This window comes from Clostridium sp., assembly GCF_029267215.1.
GTDB lineage: Bacteria > Bacillota > Clostridia > Clostridiales > Clostridiaceae > Sarcina.
The window spans coordinates 1-19975 of record NZ_JARIDH010000064.1 but is presented as its reverse complement, the minus strand read 5'-3'; the positions used below and the strand labels follow the sequence as shown (position 1 = coordinate 19975).

At 26.7% G+C, this 19975-nt stretch carries 14 protein-coding genes and 3 riboswitches; of the genes, 8 read left to right on the top strand and 6 right to left on the bottom strand.

The annotated features are described in order from the left end of the window. Positions 1-127 precede the first annotated feature (127 nt). The 4 genes from Q1K13_RS10810 to Q1K13_RS10795 all read right to left on the bottom strand — a co-directional run bounded on the left by Q1K13_RS10810 (position 128) and on the right by Q1K13_RS10795 (position 5760). Positions 128-514, bottom strand: coding sequence for a ferritin family protein (locus Q1K13_RS10810; protein WP_300350669.1), 387 nt, complete (start codon positions 512-514; stop codon positions 128-130). Positions 515-735: 221 nt separating this feature from the next. Further along, on the bottom strand, positions 736-1575 hold the full coding sequence (locus Q1K13_RS10805; protein ID WP_300350666.1) for a class C sortase: 840 nt from the start codon (positions 1573-1575) through the stop codon (positions 736-738). A 123-nt stretch (positions 1576-1698) separates the two neighbouring features. Then, complete coding sequence (locus Q1K13_RS10800) at positions 1699-3270, bottom strand: SpaH/EbpB family LPXTG-anchored major pilin (RefSeq protein WP_300350663.1); 1572 nt, start codon at positions 3268-3270, stop codon at positions 1699-1701. Positions 3271-3408: 138 nt separating this feature from the next. After that, positions 3409-3492, bottom strand: a riboswitch (cyclic di-GMP riboswitch). Positions 3493-3513: 21 nt separating this feature from the next. Continuing rightward, positions 3514-5760 (bottom strand): MSCRAMM family protein, encoded by a 2247-nt coding sequence (locus Q1K13_RS10795; RefSeq protein WP_300350660.1) that lies wholly within the window; start codon positions 5758-5760, stop codon positions 3514-3516. Positions 5761-5836: 76 nt separating this feature from the next. Beyond that, positions 5837-5920: riboswitch (cyclic di-GMP riboswitch) on the bottom strand. 390 nt (positions 5921-6310) lie between these two features. On the opposite strand from Q1K13_RS10795, the gene Q1K13_RS10790 reads away from it, so the two are divergent. The 3 genes from Q1K13_RS10790 to Q1K13_RS10780 all read left to right on the top strand — a co-directional run bounded on the left by Q1K13_RS10790 (position 6311) and on the right by Q1K13_RS10780 (position 11161). Then, positions 6311-7774 carry a SulP family inorganic anion transporter gene (locus tag Q1K13_RS10790; protein ID WP_300350657.1) on the top strand — a complete coding sequence of 488 codons (1464 nt, stop codon included), beginning with the start codon at positions 6311-6313 and terminating at the stop codon, positions 7772-7774. Positions 7775-7895: 121 nt separating this feature from the next. After that, a riboswitch (Fluoride riboswitch) is annotated at positions 7896-7969 on the top strand. Between the two features lie 157 nt (positions 7970-8126). Continuing rightward, on the top strand, positions 8127-9659 hold the full coding sequence (locus Q1K13_RS10785) for a MutS-related protein (protein WP_300350655.1): 1533 nt from the start codon (positions 8127-8129) through the stop codon (positions 9657-9659). Further along, positions 9659-11161 carry a MutS-related protein gene (locus Q1K13_RS10780; protein ID WP_300350721.1) on the top strand — a complete coding sequence of 501 codons (1503 nt, stop codon included), beginning with the start codon at positions 9659-9661 and terminating at the stop codon, positions 11159-11161. The genes Q1K13_RS10785 and Q1K13_RS10780 overlap by 1 nt, the downstream gene beginning before the upstream one ends. A gap of 229 nt (positions 11162-11390) precedes the next feature. Here Q1K13_RS10780 and Q1K13_RS10775 read toward each other — a convergent pair whose 3' ends face one another. Beyond that, entirely contained in the window at positions 11391-12122 is a 732-nt protein-coding gene (locus Q1K13_RS10775; protein WP_300350653.1) for a GntR family transcriptional regulator, read from the bottom strand. 229 nt (positions 12123-12351) lie between these two features. Here Q1K13_RS10775 and udp point away from each other — a divergent pair, with 229 nt between their 5' ends. Continuing rightward, positions 12352-13140, top strand: coding sequence for a uridine phosphorylase (udp, locus tag Q1K13_RS10770; RefSeq protein WP_300350650.1), 789 nt, complete (start codon positions 12352-12354; stop codon positions 13138-13140). Between the two features lie 185 nt (positions 13141-13325). Then, positions 13326-14519 carry a phosphopentomutase gene (locus tag Q1K13_RS10765; protein ID WP_300350647.1) on the top strand — a complete coding sequence of 398 codons (1194 nt, stop codon included), beginning with the start codon at positions 13326-13328 and terminating at the stop codon, positions 14517-14519. 414 nt (positions 14520-14933) lie between these two features. Here the strand turns inward: Q1K13_RS10765 and Q1K13_RS10760 are convergent, their stop codons facing one another. Continuing rightward, positions 14934-15281, bottom strand: coding sequence for a winged helix-turn-helix transcriptional regulator (locus Q1K13_RS10760; protein ID WP_498038046.1), 348 nt, complete (start codon positions 15279-15281; stop codon positions 14934-14936). A gap of 1071 nt (positions 15282-16352) precedes the next feature. Between Q1K13_RS10760 and Q1K13_RS10755 the strand changes: the two genes are divergently transcribed. The 3 genes from Q1K13_RS10755 to Q1K13_RS10745 all read left to right on the top strand — a co-directional run. Continuing rightward, positions 16353-18764, top strand: coding sequence for a glycyl radical protein (locus Q1K13_RS10755; RefSeq protein WP_300350642.1), 2412 nt, complete (start codon positions 16353-16355; stop codon positions 18762-18764). Positions 18765-18826: 62 nt separating this feature from the next. Further along, positions 18827-19756: a glycyl-radical enzyme activating protein gene (locus Q1K13_RS10750; RefSeq protein WP_300350640.1), complete on the top strand. Its 930-nt coding sequence runs from the start codon at positions 18827-18829 to the stop codon at positions 19754-19756. Between the two features lie 140 nt (positions 19757-19896). Beyond that, a partial coding sequence (locus Q1K13_RS10745; protein ID WP_366522630.1) for a zinc-ribbon domain containing protein occupies positions 19897-19975 on the top strand: 79 nt, incomplete at its 3' end.

Here is a 19975-nt window from a genome sequence, read left to right as displayed (position 1 = left end):
ATAAAATATTAAACTGTATAGATTAACTATATAATTTAAAAGTGGCTGTATAAGTAAATATAGCCACTTATTCTATATAATATATTTTTTATAATAAAGAGGGTATATGTAAATATTAGTGTTTATACTAATTATTTAATAAACTTTTTAATAAATTTCCATGTTTAATTTCATCTTTAGCTATATCTTTAAATTTAGGGAAGCTTTCTCCAAGTTTTTCATATACTGGACCTCCATTTAACTCAGCCCCAATTAACATTTCCAATACTTTTTCTCTTCCTAAATTTTTATAGGCTGCTTCTATTTCTTCAGCAGATTTGCTACTTGGTCTTAAAACTTCATTTGAATATTCTTTTATTATTGAAGCATGTCTTCCTTCATCAGCAGCAATACTTAATAAAACTTTCTTTTCATCTTCTGAGTTAGCTAATTCAGCTAGTTTTTTATAAACTAAAACTGCATCTAATTCTCCTTGTTGTAATTTTAATATCATTTCATTTCCATTCTGTTTCATAATAAAATCCTCCTAAAAATTGATAAATCTTTAATTTAATAATTATACCTCAATAATATTTATTAAAATTAAATTGTGTACAATCAAACTGTAAATTTATTATAACCTTATTATTAATAGATGTCAAATAAATTTTATGCAATTAAAAAGAATTTTAGAAAATAAAAAAATAGCATCAAATTCAGATGCTATTTTTATTAGTTTATATTGGTTATAAATTTTTATTTTTTAGAAGATAATTTTTTGTTTTTTGAGTTTTTCCTGTGGTTTTTAAAAATAATCCAGAATATAAATAGAACCATTAAAATAATAATTATTAAAAGTAATTTTAACTTGTAACTTATTTTTAGGTTACTATCAAGGCTACTAGTTATATTATTATTTGAATTAGAAGATTCCTCTTTATTTTGATTATAAGGAACTCTCTTTCCAGTTACTAAAAGTCTTTCTGTATTAATTCCATATGGATAACAAGTTAGTAAAGTTGCACAATCTTTATTTGGGTAAATTTTAACTATACTTGTGTTAGATGGTTTTACTAGATTAATATCACATACCTCATAAGCTAAATTAATATTAAAAGCATGTATAAAAAATAAATCACCTTTTTTTAATTTATCAATATCAGTAAACATTTTTTGAGTGGTTAAGCCAGTGTGGGCAGCTAACACAGTATGAGTGTTGTTTCCTCCCACAGGTATTGAGGTTCCATCCATTACTCCAACACCTTTTCTTAATATTTCTTTACTTGTACCTTCAAAAATAGGTAAATTTACCTTTATTTTTGGAATATCAACATATCCAAACATATATCCATCTTTAAATAATCCCTTTGGTCTAAATCCTTGAGCAATACACCTATTATACATATTGGCCTTTTCTAGGGATTCATCAACTTCTTTTTTAGGGGCAGTTTCAATCTTTTTTTTGTACTGTGATATAGTATCAACTGCATATTTGTTGTTTATATAATTAGATATACTAGGATAGAGTAACACACCAAAAGCAACAATTGTTATTATTATGATTAGAGTTAAATATATTTTTTTGAAAATTTTCATACTAGTTAAATTTTATAATCTCCTTTGTAATTTATAAAAAAACTTCTTTTATAAGTATTTTAACAAATAAAAGAAGTTTTTTATATTTAATCAGGCATATTGTTTATTTTGTTTAATTCTAGATTAAGCTCTTTTTCTTTTGTCTAATAGAACGTATCCTGCTCCTAAAACAACAACTAATCCTAATAAAGTTAAGCCTATTTTAAGGAATCCATTTGTTCCAAGTCCACCAGTACCAGGAAGTGAGAATCCAGCATAATCTTTAATAGTTACATTGAATAATACATTACCATCTTTATCCATAGTAATATTATCTGAAATTGAAGCAGCCTCATTTCCATTAGTTACTGAAATACTAGCAGCCCCAGTGTAATTACCATTTTCAATTTTAGGTGTTATTGTAACTTCTACTGGTTTCTTTAATATAGAATATCCTGCAGGTGCTTTTTCCTCAGTTATGAAATAATTACCTTCTTTTAATCCTGTGAAAGTAACATTTCCATTATTATCAGTTGTTCCATTAGTACCAGGTAATAATATTACTTGACCATCTTTATTATATGTATATTTTCCAACTACCTTATTATTTGAGTCTTTAACAGAGAACTCAGCGCCTGCTAAATCTTTAGTTATGTCGTTAGCATCAACTTTATGTACTCCAAATCCCCAAGTATAAGTAGTAACATGATCTTTTAAATGTTTATAACTATCTTTAACGAAAGGATTGTTTGTATATTCTAAGTCAACATCATTAGGGTTACCATTATTATTTTGTGTGCTAACTACAGCATTACTATTTAAAGTAGCTTGATAATCTAAAGTTAATCCTTTAGTAGCATAATTTTTTATGCTATCATATTTGAAATCTATAGTTATAACAGTATTTTTATTTGAATCTGTTGAAGTTTTTACAGTATAATCAGTGTTTTCTACAAAAGTTTTATCTCCTGAAGTTACTTTAAAGCCAGCATTTTTATCATATGTTAAGCCTTTGCTCATAGTATCTGTAAAAGTGTATTTTATACCAGTTGCATTTGATGCATATGATGGTATAACTGAATTAACTTCGTATTTTATAACATCTCCAATATTTGCTGAAGAAGTTTTAACTTTTTTACCATCAACGATTATATTTTTTTCTAAAGCTGGTTTATTATCTTTAGGATTAATAGTTACATTATAATTCCAAGCATTATTTAAAACTTGAGGTACTGATACTAATATTGGAGTAGAAGCAACAGTAGGACCTTCAGAATTTGCTGATGTCTCAGTTACTAGGTAGTATCCTAAACTAACTTTTGTTTTTTGTCCTTGTAATAAATTTGTTCCTTTTATATTATTTTCAAGAACATATTTATGTATATTAACAGCTAAATCTTTTACTTGATCTGGTGTTAATTTTTGTAGGTTCTCTATAGTGTAAGTAGTTTTTGAATCTATAGTATATTTTTGGTTATTAAAAAAGTTCTTAAACTCACTTGTTGGTGCATATTCATAAGCATCTCCGCTTTGAGTGGCACTTAATAGCTGGTAGGCAGTGAATTCAGCACCTTTTTTAGTTATTGTTATAGTTCCTTCAGTTGGGGAATTTTTAGCAATACTTGGTGTTGCTGCAAATACAGATATTGATGCTGTCATAAATATAAATAAGAATGACATAAAAATACTAAATTTTTTAAAAATTTTATTATTCATTTATAAACTCTCCTTGTTATTAATTAATTTGTTTTGCAATTAAAATTATTTTTTTACTAAAATTTTTTAATTGAGCAAAACTAAATTTATATAAATAAAAACCGGCTATATAATTAAAAGTCTAAATTACATTAGATTTTTTTATTTAGCCGGTTGCATCACTAACTCAATATATCCAAGATGCCCAAATAGAGGATATATATCAACGTTTCTATAAAATATTAAATTTATTTTAATTATTCATTAGGACTTATCCTTTTTTATTGAAATTAATTTACTTAAACTTATTAGCATTATTGAAATTAACAACAATACACTTCCTATTAAATAAAAATTATAAGTTCCATTACCACCAGTTTCAGGTAATATAATTTGATGTTTATTAACTACTGAAATGGTATATGAATTTGTTTTTGAATCTTTAGTTAAGTTTACTTTTACTCCATCTTTACCTATGGTATAAAAACTTTCCTTAGGATCTATTGTTATGTAGATATTATCACTTAAAAGATATCCATTAGGTGATTTAACTTCTTTTAATATATAATTTCCATAAGGTAATTTATTAATTGAAAGAGAAGCATCTTTTCCAATAGGGTTTAAATTTTGAATTCCAAAATTGTTTAAATCATAAATATTAGTACTCTTTTGATTAATAAATTTTAATGGATTTTTAAGGTCTGATTCTTTATATAAATTAAATTTAGCTCCTAAAAGAGGATTTCCATTATCATTTATTTTTTTTATGTTTAAATTAAATGTTTGAGGAAGTAAAGTATCCTTTGCAATAATTTGCAGTGTTCTAGTATTATCATCAACCGTAAAATTAATTGGTTTTTGATCTAATTTATATCCCTCTGGAGCTTTTATTTCTGTTAAAATATAACTTCCATATGGTAATTCAAGAGTGAGAGCTTTATTACTTAAAGAAGTAATTGTACTTTGATCTCTTCCATAAACATCTTTAACAGATTTACCATCTTTAGTTGTAAGTTTAAAAACAGCCCCTCCTATTGAAGTCGGATTTTTTTTAGTATCATTTTTATCAATTTTTAATATTTTAACCTCTGGATTTTTTTTAGTACTTACCTCGTTAGTAGGATTACCATTTATATAAGCAGTATTTTTTACTTCTTCTCCAGGGTTAACATTTTTCATGCTTGCCTGTATTGTTATATAAGCAGGGTTTTGTGAATTTATAGGCCCATTGTCATTTGAAGCATGAAGAGTCATGAGTTTTTTACCTGTTTTTTTATCTATTTCATTAGAAAAATATGTTGTAAATTGATTTGTCACATTTACTATTTTTATATCACTTAATCTAGGATCTAGTGTGTCTGTTATAGACGCCACTCCTTTATCAAAACTACCATCAGAATCGAATTTAATAGTATACTTAATAGTTTGATCTTTATCTGAATCAGTAACTTTATTTTTATCAACTGTTTTAGTAACATTCAAAGCGCCGGCATCTGAAGATAATCTTGCATCAGATGTGGATATAGTATTTATTTTTTTGTGTGTATATGGATCAGAATAAGAAAAATTAGCAGTATTTGAATACTTGTCTTCTTTTGAAACAACAAATGTACTATATCTTATGGAATAACTTTCATACCAATATACAAAACCTATATTTAAAGTTAAACTATAAGGGGTTTTTATAAGTTTTTTTGAATTTAATAATTCCTGTGTAACATCTTCACTAGTAAAAATAGGGGCATCCCTATAGTCAAATCTTCCGTTCCAAGTATTTTTTGTTATTGTTACACTAGATTCATTAAGTCTCATTCCTTTAGGCATATTGTCAACAAAAACAGAATTATATAAGTCTCTGTTTGTAATATTTCCTTGTGGATCATGACCAGGTCTATTTATTTCTACATAATATGGTATATTGGTTGAATCTGTTATTACCCCTATATAATTACCATCTTGATTTAAAAAGTTTCCTTTATACATAACGGGAGATTGAGTACCTGCACTTCCACTATCGTGTCTAGCTTCTCCGTTTAAATAAATTGTTTGTGAGTATCCAGGAGTGTTTATTATAACTGGATATTTTTGATCTTTAATATCATTGGATGTTTGTAATAGTAAAGATAAATACCCTTTTAATCCACTACTAGATGCATGTTTATTAAATGTTAAAGTTAAGGTATGTCCACTGATTTCGCAATCTGAAAAATGATTTCTACTGTATTTAGGAGTAATATTTGAGAAAATATCAGGTAAATCTACAACTAATTTATCTCCTTCATTTAGTTTATTAACATTTAAAATATCATAATTTATTTCTAAAGTTTTAACCATACCATCTCTAATAGTATTACCATCTGTAAATTTTGCTGTTAAACTTACTGCACCATTATTTTGAATTGATGTTTTAGTTGTAGCAAAAGTATTAAAAGAGGGAGATATTAAACTAATTAGCATAGAAATAAAAGCTAAAAATACAATTATTCTAAGACATTTTTTATTACTATTCATAAGTTTTCTCTCCTTTCATAAAATTTAAAAAATAAAAAAACGGCTAAATAATAAAATATCTAAATCATAGTAGATATTTTTATTTAGCCGGTTGCATCACTAACTCAATATAACCCAGATGCCCAAATACAGGATATATATCAACGTTCCTAAAAAATAATGTTAAATTTTACATTAAATTATTTAATTCGTTAAAATTTTTATAACAAATATAAAATTATATATAAATAAATTCCAAAAGTTTACAAAAAACATAAATTAATTTGATTTTTTTTTGTAGAATAATTTTAGAATTAATCATACATTGTTTTTTAAAATATGTCAATTATTTAGCTGAATTTAATATATATATATAATTATTCGTATGGATTTAATTTATAAATTTGTTAAATTTAAGTGTTAATAATTAAAATTTGATATTTAAATAGGTATTTATATAAAATAATGGTAATTTTAAGCATAAATAAAAAAGATTGAAACTTTTTATTCTATTTTATATACTAGGGTAGTTATGTTTAAAACGGGATTATATAAACAAAGGACGGTGTTTATGGAAAAATTAAAGAAAGAGTGGTTTGGAGATATTAAGGGAGAACTTATTGCAGGTCTTGTTGTTTGTATGGCTCTTATACCAGAGGCTATAGGATTCACAATAGTTGCAGGGGTTGATCCTATGGTAGGAGTTTATTCGTGTTTTTGTATTTCTGTTATCATTTCTATATTTGGTGGAAGAACAGGAATGATATCAGCAGCTGCAGGATCTATGGCTTTAGTTTTAGCTAGTTTAGTTAGAGATTATGGTGTGGAGTATATGCTTCTTGCAACAATACTTACAGGAGTATTCCAAGTTATATTTGGATTTTTAAAGATAGGGAATTTATTAAAGTTTATTCCAAAGCCAGTTATGATAGGCTTTGTTAATGCATTAGGAATAATGATGTTTATGGCTCAAGTAGATCATTTTAAAGGTAGTTATATGTTATTAACTTTAGGAGCAATAGGTATTTTAATAATATACATACTACCAAGGTTTACAAAAGTCATTCCTTCACCAATAGTTGCAATAATAGTTATAAGTACAATAGTCTTAGGAACCGGCATGGATGTTACTAGTTTAGGAGATATGGGAAGAATAACAAGTGAATTACCAACTTTCTTAATTCCAGATGTACCATTAAATTTAGAAACTTTAAAAATAATATTACCTTATTCACTTTCACTTTCAATAGTTGGATTAGTTGAATCATTATTAACGGCTCAGTTAGTTGATGAGATAAATGATGATACTAGTGATAAAAATAAAGAGTGTGTTGGACAAGGATTGGCAAATATAGTAGCAGGTTTCTTTGGTGGAATTGCAGGCTGTGGAATGATTGGTCAAACTGTTATAAATCAAGAGTATGGTGGAAAAGGAAGATTATCAACTTTCACAGCAGGAACTTTAATGCTTATATTTGCAATAGTATTTAATAAAGTATTTTTAAGAGTACCAGTTGTTGCCTTAGCTACTGTTATGGTGGTTGTTTCAATAACAACATTTAACTGGGAATCATTAAAGAGAATTAAAGATGTTCCAATAACAGATACAATAGTAATGTTAACAACAGTTTTAATAGTTTTATTAACTCACAACTTAGCTTATGGGGTGGTAGTTGGAGTAATTTTAAGTGCAGTATTCTTTACTTCAAAAATTTCACATATTAATGTTGAAAAAATAGTTGAAGATAATAAGGTTAAATATATTTGTAATGGTCCATTATTTTTTGCATCTACAACAGCTTTTATTAATAAGTTTGATTATTATGAGGATGTAAAAGAGATAGATATTGATTTATCACATATGAAAATATGGGATGAATCAGCAGTTGATGCAATAGATAAGGTGATTATAAAACTAAACAAAAATGGAACTAAATCAAATTTAATAGGAATGCATAGAGATTGTGAAAAGTTATTAGAAAAAATAGCAATCCATAATAAACCTAATGGATTAAATGTAGAATTAGGACATTAGAATAATTAATCTTAGCATCAAATGAGGCAAGTAATGTAACAGGTATATTTATGTCAGTTGATTGTGGATTTACAGCATTCTAATTAATGTTTTATTGAATAAAATATGGAAAAATACTATAATTAAATAAAGGAATGAAGTACTCCTTTGGAGAAATCCTAAATGCTTATAATAGCTGATGGCTTCTACTATTAAGTGTAGAATTCATCAGTTTTTTTATAATAATATTAAGTTTTATATAATAGTTTGTTTAATATAGAATACTTTTAATAATTTATAAATATTTAGATTAACACAAGTTTATTATATAAACCTAAATTAAAATAAAAGCTTTATAAGGAGGTAGAGAGATATGGGGTTTGGAAGCATTTTATTTAAGGATGAGAGGAATAGAATGGATGAAAACGTAATCGGAATTCCAAGGTTTTTTAAGGATTTAAACTTAGACCAAATTGTAGATGCTATTACTTGTAATAGAAAAAAATATAATTTGAAACCATTTTTCTATGAGCATCTTACTGTTTTAAGTGAGGTTTATTATCGTCATGAAATTATGAAAGATGTTGAGAAGGAAGAGGTTTTCAAAGCAATTGATAGATTTTCAGATAAAATGAATTTTATGAAGCAAAGAATAATACAATATGAAAAACTAAATTATGAGTACCAAAGAAAAAGTTGGTTTTTAGAGGGAATAGAGGCTTATTGCAATGGAGTAATTGATTTACTTAAGGACTTAAATATTTTAAATATTGAATCTACTGGACTTATTAATTTTCGTGAGTTTTTAAGTAAGTATGTTAAATCAGAGAAATTTGTTTCACTAAAAAGTGGATTGGATTTAGTTAAGGAAAATTTAGCTTCAATTAAATATTGCTTTTTTATAAAAGGAAATACAGTTACTGTTTCTAAATATGAAGGGGAAGAGGATTATGGTAATTTGGTTTTAGAAACTTTTAAAAGGTTTAAGGAGAAAGAGTGTAAGGATTATACATATAAATTTCAAAATGCTTTAGAAATGAATCATGTAGAAGCTAGTATATTAGATAGGGTTGTACTTTTATATCCCCATGAGTTTGAGAAATTAACAACATACTATGAAAATAATCAGGAGTTTCAAGAGGAAACCATTAAAAAGTTTGATAGGGAAATTCAATTTTATATGGCATATATTGATTATGTAAAAGATTTTAAGAATATGGGATTAAACTTTTGTTATCCAGAGGTTTCAAATGAAAATAAAGAAATTTATGTGGAGAATTCCTTTGATTTGGCTTTAGCAGATAGACTTATGTACGAAAAAAAGTCAGTTGTATGCAATGATTTTTATTTAAAAGGTGAGGAAAGAATTTTTGTAATATCAGGACCAAATCAAGGGGGAAAAACAACCTTTGCAAGAACTTTTGGACAAGTTAATTATTTAGGAAGTTTAGGGTGTGAAATACCTGGAAATAAAGGAAAAACATATTTGTTTGATAATATTTTTACTCATTTTGAGAGAGAAGAAGATATAAAAACATTAAGTGGTAAGCTTCAGGATGATTTAAAGAGAATTCATAGTATTTTAGAGAAAGCAACATCAAATAGTATTATCATAATGAATGAAATATTTTCATCAACAACACTTAAGGATGCTTTGTTTTTAGGAGAAAAAGTTTTAAATGAAATAGTTTTAAAAGATATTCTCTGTGTATGTGTAACTTTTGTTGATGAACTTGGTGATTTAAGCGAAAAAATAGTAACTATGGTTAGTAATGTTGATCCTAGTGATTCATCAATAAGAACTTATAAAATCAAGAGAAAATCTTTTGATGGACAAACTTATGCTATGACAATTGCTGAAAAATATGGATTAACATATGATCTTATTAAGGAGAGGATTAAGTGATGAAGGCTTTTCTTATGTACAAAGATAAAAATTTTGATATGGATGAAAAACTTCCTTGGAACGCAGAAAATTTAATACAGGATTTAGAACTTAATACATTATTTGATTCTATGGCAAAAGAGGATGAGTTTTTAAGAGAGGTTGTTAAAAAAGGAATTTTACTTAGTTTAAAAACTAAGGATGAAATTATTTATAGACAAGATATCCTAAAGGATTGCCTAAAAAATAAGGAAGTTTCTAGAGAAATTTATAGACTAGCTTCAGATACAATTGAAAATGATAAAAAGTTTTATTATGGATTATTTAGTGATTATCCAAGTACTATTTTAGATAGATCTATTCGTGTAATGGAAATGTTTGTAGAAAGTTTTGAAAAGTTAAGAAAAATAATTGATAAAAATAAAAGTTGTTTCACATCAGAAGGTTTTAAAAATTTATTTTATACCCTAGATGAGGAATTAAGTGATGAATATATTGAAAATATAAAGGAACATTTAAAGAAACTTAAATTTAAAAATGGAGTTTTAATAAGCGCAGAATTAGGGGGAGGAAATAAGGGGAAGAATTATATATTAAGGAACCATAATTCTAAAAATAGCAGTTTTTTTACTAAGATTTTTCAGAAAAAATTAGGAAAATATAGTTTTACCATAGCAGATAGAGATGAAAGTGGGTTTAATGCTTTAAATGAGCTAGAAAATAGAGGTTTAAACTTTGTGGCCAACGCACTTGGACAAGCAGCAGAAAATATATTGAACTTTTTTACCATGTTAAAAGTTGAATTAGCTTTTTATATTGGAGCTTTAAATCTTTATGAAGAATTAAAATGCATTGGACAACCTATTAGTTTTCCAATTCCTCTAGATAGGGAAGAAAGGGATTTTTCCTTTAAAAATCTCAGTGATGTTAATTTAGTTTTAAGTTGCAATAAAAAAGTTGTAGGAAATGATTTAAATGGAGAAAATAAAAAGTTAATAATGGTAACAGGAGCTAATCAAGGGGGAAAATCAACATTTTTAAGAAGTATTGGACAAGCTCAAATAATGATGCAAAGTGGAATTTTTATTTCAGGTGAAAGTTTAAAAGCAAACATAGCAGAGGTATTATTTACTCATTATAGAAGAGAAGAAGATTCATCAATGAAAAGTGGAAAGTTAGATGAAGAGTTAAAAAGAATGAGTGAAATAATAGAACATATTTCAAAGAACTCCTTTGTAATATTCAATGAATCCTTTGCATCAACTAATGAAAGAGATGGAAGTGAAATAGCAAGAGAGATTATAAAGGCTTTATTAGAAAATAAAATAAAGATTTTATTTGTAACTCATTTATTTGAATTAGCTTCTAATTGTTATAAAGATAAAAATAAAGAATCTATTTTTTTAAGAGCAGAAAGAAAAGAAAGTGGAGAAAGAACTTTTAAAATTATTGAAGGAGAACCACTTAGAACAAGTTATGGAGAAGATTTATATAAGATAATATTTGAAAAAGGGGCTGTATAAAAATATAATAATAAAACTTACAAATAAATTTCTATAATCACTAGATTTTGCTGAGGATTTATAATTATTACTTCGAAAATATCACTAAAGCTTAGAAACTTGCTACACTTTAAACAGTCTAAGCTTTTAAAGTGATATTTTCTATGTAATAATTTAAATTTTAAAGTCCATCTATATCTCTTCATATTATTTGTAAGTTTTATAAAAAGTTATTTTGATATATGCCATTTTATTTGCTTGGATTTATTTTTAATGTACTTTGTTTTATTGGTAGATAATGTTTGTTAAATATTATTGGAAATTGTGAGTTACTATATATTGCCTCATCAATTAAGTAAAATTGAGTTTCATCAGATATTGGATGATTTTTTGTTACAAAATTTCCAGTGGTTGTAATTTTTACTTTAATTTCTGTATTTGTACAATCTAAGTAGCTTTTTTCTTCAATAAAGTTTAAAAGAGTTTTTTTATCATTTAAATCAATATTAAATAGTGAAATAGCTTCTATTGGAATTATTGTATATGTATAAGCTTTTGCAGAGTTTTCAGTTAGATACCATCTATCTATGCATAATGTAGCAACAGAACTTTCTCCAAGTATTTTTTTATAATAATCAGAAGGAGGAGTTATCTTGAAATCAAAATCAACTTTTTTAATTTCTAAATCTAAACATGTATAAACAGGATGTCCTATTTTTTCTAGTCCAGTTATTTTATTTTTATTTTCCTTTGTTATAAAGTTACCTTTTCCTCTTATATTTTTTATAAGTCCATCATCTTGTAATAATGAAAGAGCTTGTCTTAAAGTACTTCTACTTACACCTAATCTTTTTGAAAGTTCAGGCTCAGAAGGAAGTCTACAATCATTTGGAAAGTTTCCTTCATCAATCATCTTAAAAAGTTTATCATATACTGTTACATATAATGGTTGTTTTGGTTTTGGATTAATAAGAATATTCATAGCAATCACCTTTCTAAAAAATAGACAAGTATAAACAAGTTATATTAAAATCATTAAGTTTATAATTAAATTATAAGATATTTAGCTATAATAACCAATAATTAATAAAAAACTTTTTGTAAACGTTTGATAATTTTGAAAATTTGTAGTATGATATAAATATAAACAGACAAGCAAGCAGACAAGTTTGAAATTAATATAAAAGAGTATATGTTAGGAGGAATTTTAAATGATTTATTCACAAGGTTCAGAAAAACAATATCATATAGATGTAGCACCAGGAGAAGTAGGTAGATATGTTATAATGCCAGGAGATCCTAAAAGATGTGCTAAAATAGCAAAATATTTAGATAATGCAGAGTTAGTTGCTGATAAAAGAGAGTATGTTACATATACAGGATACTTAGATGGAGAAAAAGTGAGTGTTACTTCAACTGGTATTGGAGGTCCATCAGCAGCCATAGCCTTAGAAGAATTAGTTAAATGTGGAGCTGATACTTTTATAAGAGTAGGAACTTGTGGTGGAATAGATTTAGATGTTAAGGGTGGAGATTTAATAGTTGCAACTGGTTCAATAAGAGCAGAGGGTACTTCAAGAGAATACGCACCAATTGAATTCCCAGCAGTAGCAAACTTAGATGTAATAAATGCATTAGTTAAGGGAGCTAAAGAATTAAAAGTTCCATATCATACAGGTGTAGTTCAATCAAAAGATTCATTCTATGGACAACATTCACCAGAAATTAAACCAGTAAGCTATGATTTATTAAATAAATGGGAAGCTTGGAAAAGATGTGGATGCTTAGGTTCAGAAATGGAAGGAGCTGCATTATTCATAGTAGGAAGCTACTTAAGAGTAAGGGTTGGAGCTGTTTTCCTAACTATAGCCAACCAAGAAAGAGAAAAAGCAGGATTAGATAATCCTCAAGTACATGATACTGAGCTTGCAATAAAAGCTGGTATTGAAGGAATAAGAAACCTAATAAAAGAAGATAAAGAAAATGGAAAAATAAAATAGAAATTTTATTTAAGAAAACTAATATAATTTTAGAAATCAAAAATTAAATATAGAACAATTTAAATAAATATTAAAGACTAAATAAAATAAATGCTTATTTAAAATATTAATAAAAATAAAATGTTTGAAAATTAAAAATGAAAAAATTATAATATAGACACGGAAATTTAACAGGGGGTCTTAAAATGAGTAAGAAATATAAAAGAATTTTTACTATAGTAATAGATTCATTAGGTATTGGAGAAATGCCTGATGCAAAAAAATTTGGAGATGTTAATGTTGACACATTAGCTCACATAGCTGACTCAGTGGATTCATTTAATATACCAAACCTTCAAAAAATGGGTATAGCAAACTTACACCCAATAAAACATGTAAATCCAGTAGCTGATCCAATTGGATATCAAATGAAAATGGCTGAGGCTAGTGTGGGTAAAGACACAATGACTGGTCACTGGGAGATGATGGGTTTACACATAACTAAACCATTTAAAACTTTCACTGATACTGGATTCCCACAAGAATTATTAGATGAGTTAACTAAAAGAACGGGACATAAAATAGTAGGAAATAAGAGTGCTAGTGGTACTGAAATCCTAGATGAATTAGGAGAGCATCAAATAGCAACTGGTGATATGATAGTTTATACATCAGCAGACTCAGTTTTACAAATCTGTGGTCAAGAAGAAACTTTTGGATTAGATGAATTATATAGATGCTGTGAAATTGCAAGAGAATTAACACTTAAAGATGAGTGGAAAGTTGGAAGAGTAATAGCAAGACCTTACTTAGGAACTAAGAAAGGTGAATTCAAGAGAACAAGCAATAGACATGACTATGCTTTAAAACCATATGGAAGAACAGTTCTTAATGAATTAAAAGATAACAACTTTGAGGTTATTTCAGTTGGTAAAATAAAAGATATATTTGATGGAGAAGGAATAACAGAGGGAAATAAATCTAAGAGCTCAGTTCATGGAATGGAGCAAACATTAGAAATAGCTGATAGAGATTTCACAGGATTCTGCTTTGTTAACTTAGTTGACTTTGACGCATTATGGGGACATAGAAGAAATCCACAAGGATATGCTGAAGAGTTAGAAAAATTCGACGTTAACTTAGGAAAATTATTAGATAAGTTAAATGAAGATGATTTATTAATAATAACTGCAGATCATGGTAATGATCCAACTTACACAGGAACAGATCATACTCGTGAGTATGTGCCATTTTTAGCTTATTCACCATCAATGAAAGATCATGGACAATTAGAAACTCCTAAGACTTTTGCTACAATTGGAGCAACAATTGCTGACAACTTCGACTTAAAAATGCCAGAAGGAACAATTGGTGAGTCAGTTTTAGATAAACTAGTTTAATAGAGCATTTAGATGTTATAAGAACTTTAAATAAAACTTATAAATATATTCTGATAATTATTAGATTTCGCTAAGAATTTATAGAAATCATTACGATAATTTTTCTAAAGATTGAAAACTAGCTTCGCATAAGACATTCAATCTTATTAAGGGAAAATTATCTCCATGATTTCTTAAATTCTAAAGCTTATCCATATATTTTCTTAATATTATTTATAAGTTTTATTATTAGCTAGTTTATAACATCTTTTTATTTTGTTATAGAATAATTAGGTTTTTAGAGTGTATAATTGTTTAAAATAAAAAAGAGGTATTAGATATAATTTAGACTTGACCTTGCAAGGAACTAAAGTTTTTTTAACACCTCTTAATTATTTTGCTTTTTAATACTTATTTAAAATAAATCTTAAAAAGTTATTCACATTGAGGGTTTATAAATTCAAATCTTTCATCTGCATTTTTCTCTCCCCATTGACACATAAGTTCTAAAATAGGAAATAAGGATTTACCTTTTTTGGTAGCAGTATATTCAACTTTTGGAGGTAATACAGCATAAACTTTTCTTTCAACAAGACCATCTTTTTCTAATTGTCTAAGTTGGTTTGTTAAAGTCTTTTGAGATACATTACGTATAAAAGATTTTATTTCTCCAAATCTCTTTGTACCTTCTTCTATAAGGAAATATAATATTAGGGGCTTCCATTTACCGCCTATAGCTATTAAAGTTATTTCCATTTCACATGTTACTTTTACTTTATCCATTAATATCATCCTTAATTTTATTTTAAACTCGAAAATTTTAGTACTAAAAATAATGGTTATATAACTTATAATAATATTTTACATTAAATCAATTAAAAATCCTATTAATAAAATTAATATTTTCTTAGATAAGCATATAGCTTTGTTATAAGTATTAGAATAAGTCATATTTATCAAAGTCTACAATTTTCCTTTAATGAAAATACTTTGTTATAAATATTAGAATAATTGATAGAAGCTTATACAGATATATTTTCTCTTAAAAGAAGCTTTTTACTTCAATTCTTCAATAAGTTATGAGTAAATTTGTATTTAATTGAGTAATTTTTTACATTAGTGCTTAAATTTTGATGAAAAAAGGCGTATAATATTAATTAAATGGATAAGTTAAATTCTTGTGATGTTAGATAGCTATAAATTAGTTTTAAAAATAATATTTTAGAAAAATAATTACATAAATCAAACTTAAGATGTAAAGAGTATTATATTAAAATACTTACAACAAAAGTTAAGAAAGCTAACTTTAGATATATAAAAATAAAGGTATTTAAAGAAATTATAGTAGTTTTATGATTTATAATAATTGCAAATTTATTTATAATTTTTCGTTACATAATAGCAGTATGGAAATTATTAAGAAAATGATAATTGAAATAACTACTTAAAGATAATTTTAGTATTGATTCTTGTAGGGGGATTTTGTCCAATAGTTTAATAATTTTTATGAGCAATTAGAACTTATATAAGAGATAATAAAACTCTTGTAAACGTTTGTTTAAAGGTTTTCAAGTTGAAATCTCAAAACTTTATATTTAAGTCCAGATTAGCTTGTGGTAGCAAATACTTTAGAATCTACTTATAGAAGTAGTGTCTCATAATAGTAGAGAGGTCTAAAGGGTATTGTTGGATGAGAAGGGAAGATGTTAAATTAAACATTAAAATTTTATTTAGTGTTTGTAATATTATTTGGATTCATAACTTATTTATTAGATTATATATTGTGATTTAAATTTATAAAGTATAAAAATAATTGATTCTAATTATTATTTTTATAAGATAGGAGAGATTCAAGTGGAAATTTTACAAAAAGGATTTGAAAAACCTACAAAAAGAGTGGAAATTTTGAAAGAGGAAATTTTAGCTGCATTCCCTGAAATTGAAGTTGATAGAGCTAGAATTTTAACTGATTCTTTCAAAAAAACAGAAAATGAACCTATAATAATAAGAAAAGCAAAGGCATTGAGAGATCTTCTAGAAAAAATGCCTATAACAATTAGAAATGGTGAACTTATTGTGGGAAGCTTAACTAAAAATCCAAGATCTGCCCAGGTTTATCCTGAATTTTCTAATAAATGGCTTGTGGATGAATTTGATAAGCTGGAAAAAAGAACATCTGATGCATTTAAGATTTCAGAGGAGACTAAAAGTGAGTTAAAAGAAATATTTAAATATTGGGATGGAAAAACAGTAAGTGAACTTGCTACTTCATATATGCCAGAATCAACAAAAAAGGCTATGAAATCTAATGTGTTTACTGTAGCTAATTATCATTTTAATGGACTTGGTCATATATCAGTTGATTATGAAAAAGTCTTAAAAAATGGATTTAGTGGAATAATAAAAGAAGTTAAAAAGGAAATTAATAAATCTATAGAAAGTGATCCTAATTATATTCATAAGAAAATGTTTTGGGATTCAATTATAATTTGTTGTAATGCTGCTATAGATTATGCACATAGATATGCTAACCTTGCAGAGGAATTAGCAAATAATGAAAAAGACGAAAAAAGAAAAAAAGAATTATTAGAAATATCAAGAATTTGTAATAAGGTTCCTGAATATCCAGCTGAAACTTTTTATGAAGCTTGTCAATCTTTTTGGTTTATTCAATTAATAATAAGTTTAGAATCAAATGGACATGCTATTTCTCCAGCTCGTTTTGACCAATATATGTACCCATTTTATAAAAATGATTTAGAAAAATCTAATACAGAAAAAGATTTCAATAGAGAAGTACTTCATTGCTTATGGGTTAAATTTAATGATTTAACAAAGGTTCGTGATGAAACTACAACAAAAGCATTTAGTGGGTATTCAATGTTCCAAAATCTAATAGTAGGTGGACAAACTCCAGAAGGTAAGGATGCAACCAATGAATTAACTTATTTATGCATGGATGCAACAGGAAGTTTGAAATTACCACAACCTTCTTTATCAGTTAGAGTTTGGAATAACTCACCTGAGGAATTTTTAATAAGAGCTTGTGAGGTGGCAAGATTAGGTACTGGATTACCAGCTTTTTATAATGATGAAGTAATAATACCTATGCTTGTTAATCAAGGTTTAACTTTGGAAGATGCTAGAGATTATGGAATTGTTGGATGTGTTGAACCTCAAAAACCTGGTAAAACAGATGGATGGTATGATGCTGCATTCTTTAACTTAGCTAAAGTTTTAGAAATTTCAATTAATAATGGATTTGAAAATGGCAAAAAAGTTGGTTCAAATACTGGAGATTTTACAAACTTTAAGAATATAGATGAGTTAATAGAGGCTTATAAAAAGCAAATACAATTTTTTGTTAAGCATATGGTTGCAGCTGATAACTGTGTAGATCTTGCCCACAGAGAAAGAGCCCCACTTCCATTTTTATCATGTATGCTAGATGACTGTATTCCTTTAGGAAAATCAATACAAGAAGGTGGCGGACATTATCGTTTTTCTGGCCCTTTAGGTGTTGGAGTAGCTAACATTGGTAATTCATTTATGGCAATAAAAAAATTAGTGTTTGATGAAAATAAAATTTCATTAGAAGATTTAAAAGAAGCGCTTAATAATAATTTTGGTAAAGATTTAGAAGATTTTAATGAAAAAATGAAATATGAAAATATTAGACAAATGCTTTTAAAAAGAGCACCTAAGTTTGGTAATGATATAGATGAAGTAGATGAATTTACAAGAATAGGTTCACTTATATACTGTGAAGAAGTTCTTAAACATCATAATCAACGTGGTGGAAAATTTTTACCTGGATTATATCCAGTATCAAATAATGTACATTTAGGTTCATTAGTTGGGGCAACACCTGATGGAAGAAATTCAGGAGAACCAATCGCAGATGGTGTTTCTCCAACTAGAGGAACTGATGTAAATGGCCCAACAGCTGCTTCAAATTCAGTAGCAAAGTTAGATCATTTTAGCGCACCAAGTGGAACATTATTAAATCAAAAATTCAGTCCTTCAGCAGTGGAAGGTGATAATGGACTTAAAAATCTAATGAATCTAATTAGAAGTTATTTTGATAAAAAAGGAATGCATATGCAGTTTAATATTATAAGTAAAGAAACTTTAATTAATGCACAAAAGAATCCTGAAAAATATAGAGATTTAGTAGTTAGGGTTGCAGGATATAGTGCTCAATTTATATGTCTAGATAAAGGTGTTCAAGATGATATTATAAAGAGAACAGAATTAGAGTTATAAATTATAAGAATCAAGTATTTTAGTAGAAATATTAAAATTTACACTTAAGAAGGATAAATAATATGAGCAATATAGTTAATTATGAAGAAAAAGGATTAATATTTAACATACAGAGATTTTCGGTAAATGATGGGACAGGACTTAGAACAATTGTTTTTTTGAAAGGATGTCCATTAAATTGTTTATGGTGTAGTAATCCAGAATCTCAGCATGCTTATGAAGAGTTAATGTTTAATAGTAAAAATTGTATAGGCTGTCACAACTGTGAAAATATATGTGAATATGGTGCTATAGATTTTAATAATGAATATAGAATAAACAAATCAAAATGTGTTAACTGTAAAAAGTGTGTAGATGTATGTTATGCTGATGCTTTAGTAAATATGGGACAAAATAAAACTGTAAAAGAAGTATTAGAAATAGTAAAAAAGGATTTTGTACAATTTAGACGTTCAGGAGGTGGGGTTACCTTATCTGGTGGTGAGCCTTTAATGCAGCCTAAATTTTCAAAAGAACTTCTTAAAGCATGCAAAGAATCTTTAATAAATACAGCAATAGAGACAACTGCCTTTGCAGAAAAGTCTGCAATAGAAGAAGTTTTTCCATGGATTGATTTAGCATTGATAGATGTTAAAAATATAAATGATGAAAAACATAAAAAATATGTTGGACAGAGCAATAAAAAAATACTTGAAAACATAAAGTTAATAGATACTCTATGCAAAAAAATAATAATAAGAGTTCCTATAATTCCAAATTTCAATTGTGATGAAGAGAGTGTTAGAGATATTGCAAAGTTTGTAAAAAAACTTAATAACTTACTTGAAATTCACATATTACCTTATCATAGATTAGGGGTTAATAAATATGAATGTTTAGGAAGAGATTATAAAATGCCAGAGGATTTAAGTAGTCCGACTAAAGAAACTATGGAAAAATTTAAAAGTATTGTGGAAGAGGAAGGAATAAAGTGTAATATTGGTGCGGTTTAAATTAAAATTTGCAATAAAACCAATACTATGTTATACTAAGATAGTAGCAAAGTTGCTAACAAAAAAGTTTCATTTAGGTAAATAGTTTCTCGTAAATTAGAGATTATTATATCAATTTAGATTCTTTAATTTTAGGAGGAATGTTTATGTCAGATAAAACATTAAAATGCAGAGATTGCGGAAGTGAATTCATATTTTCAGTAGGAGAGCAAGAATTCT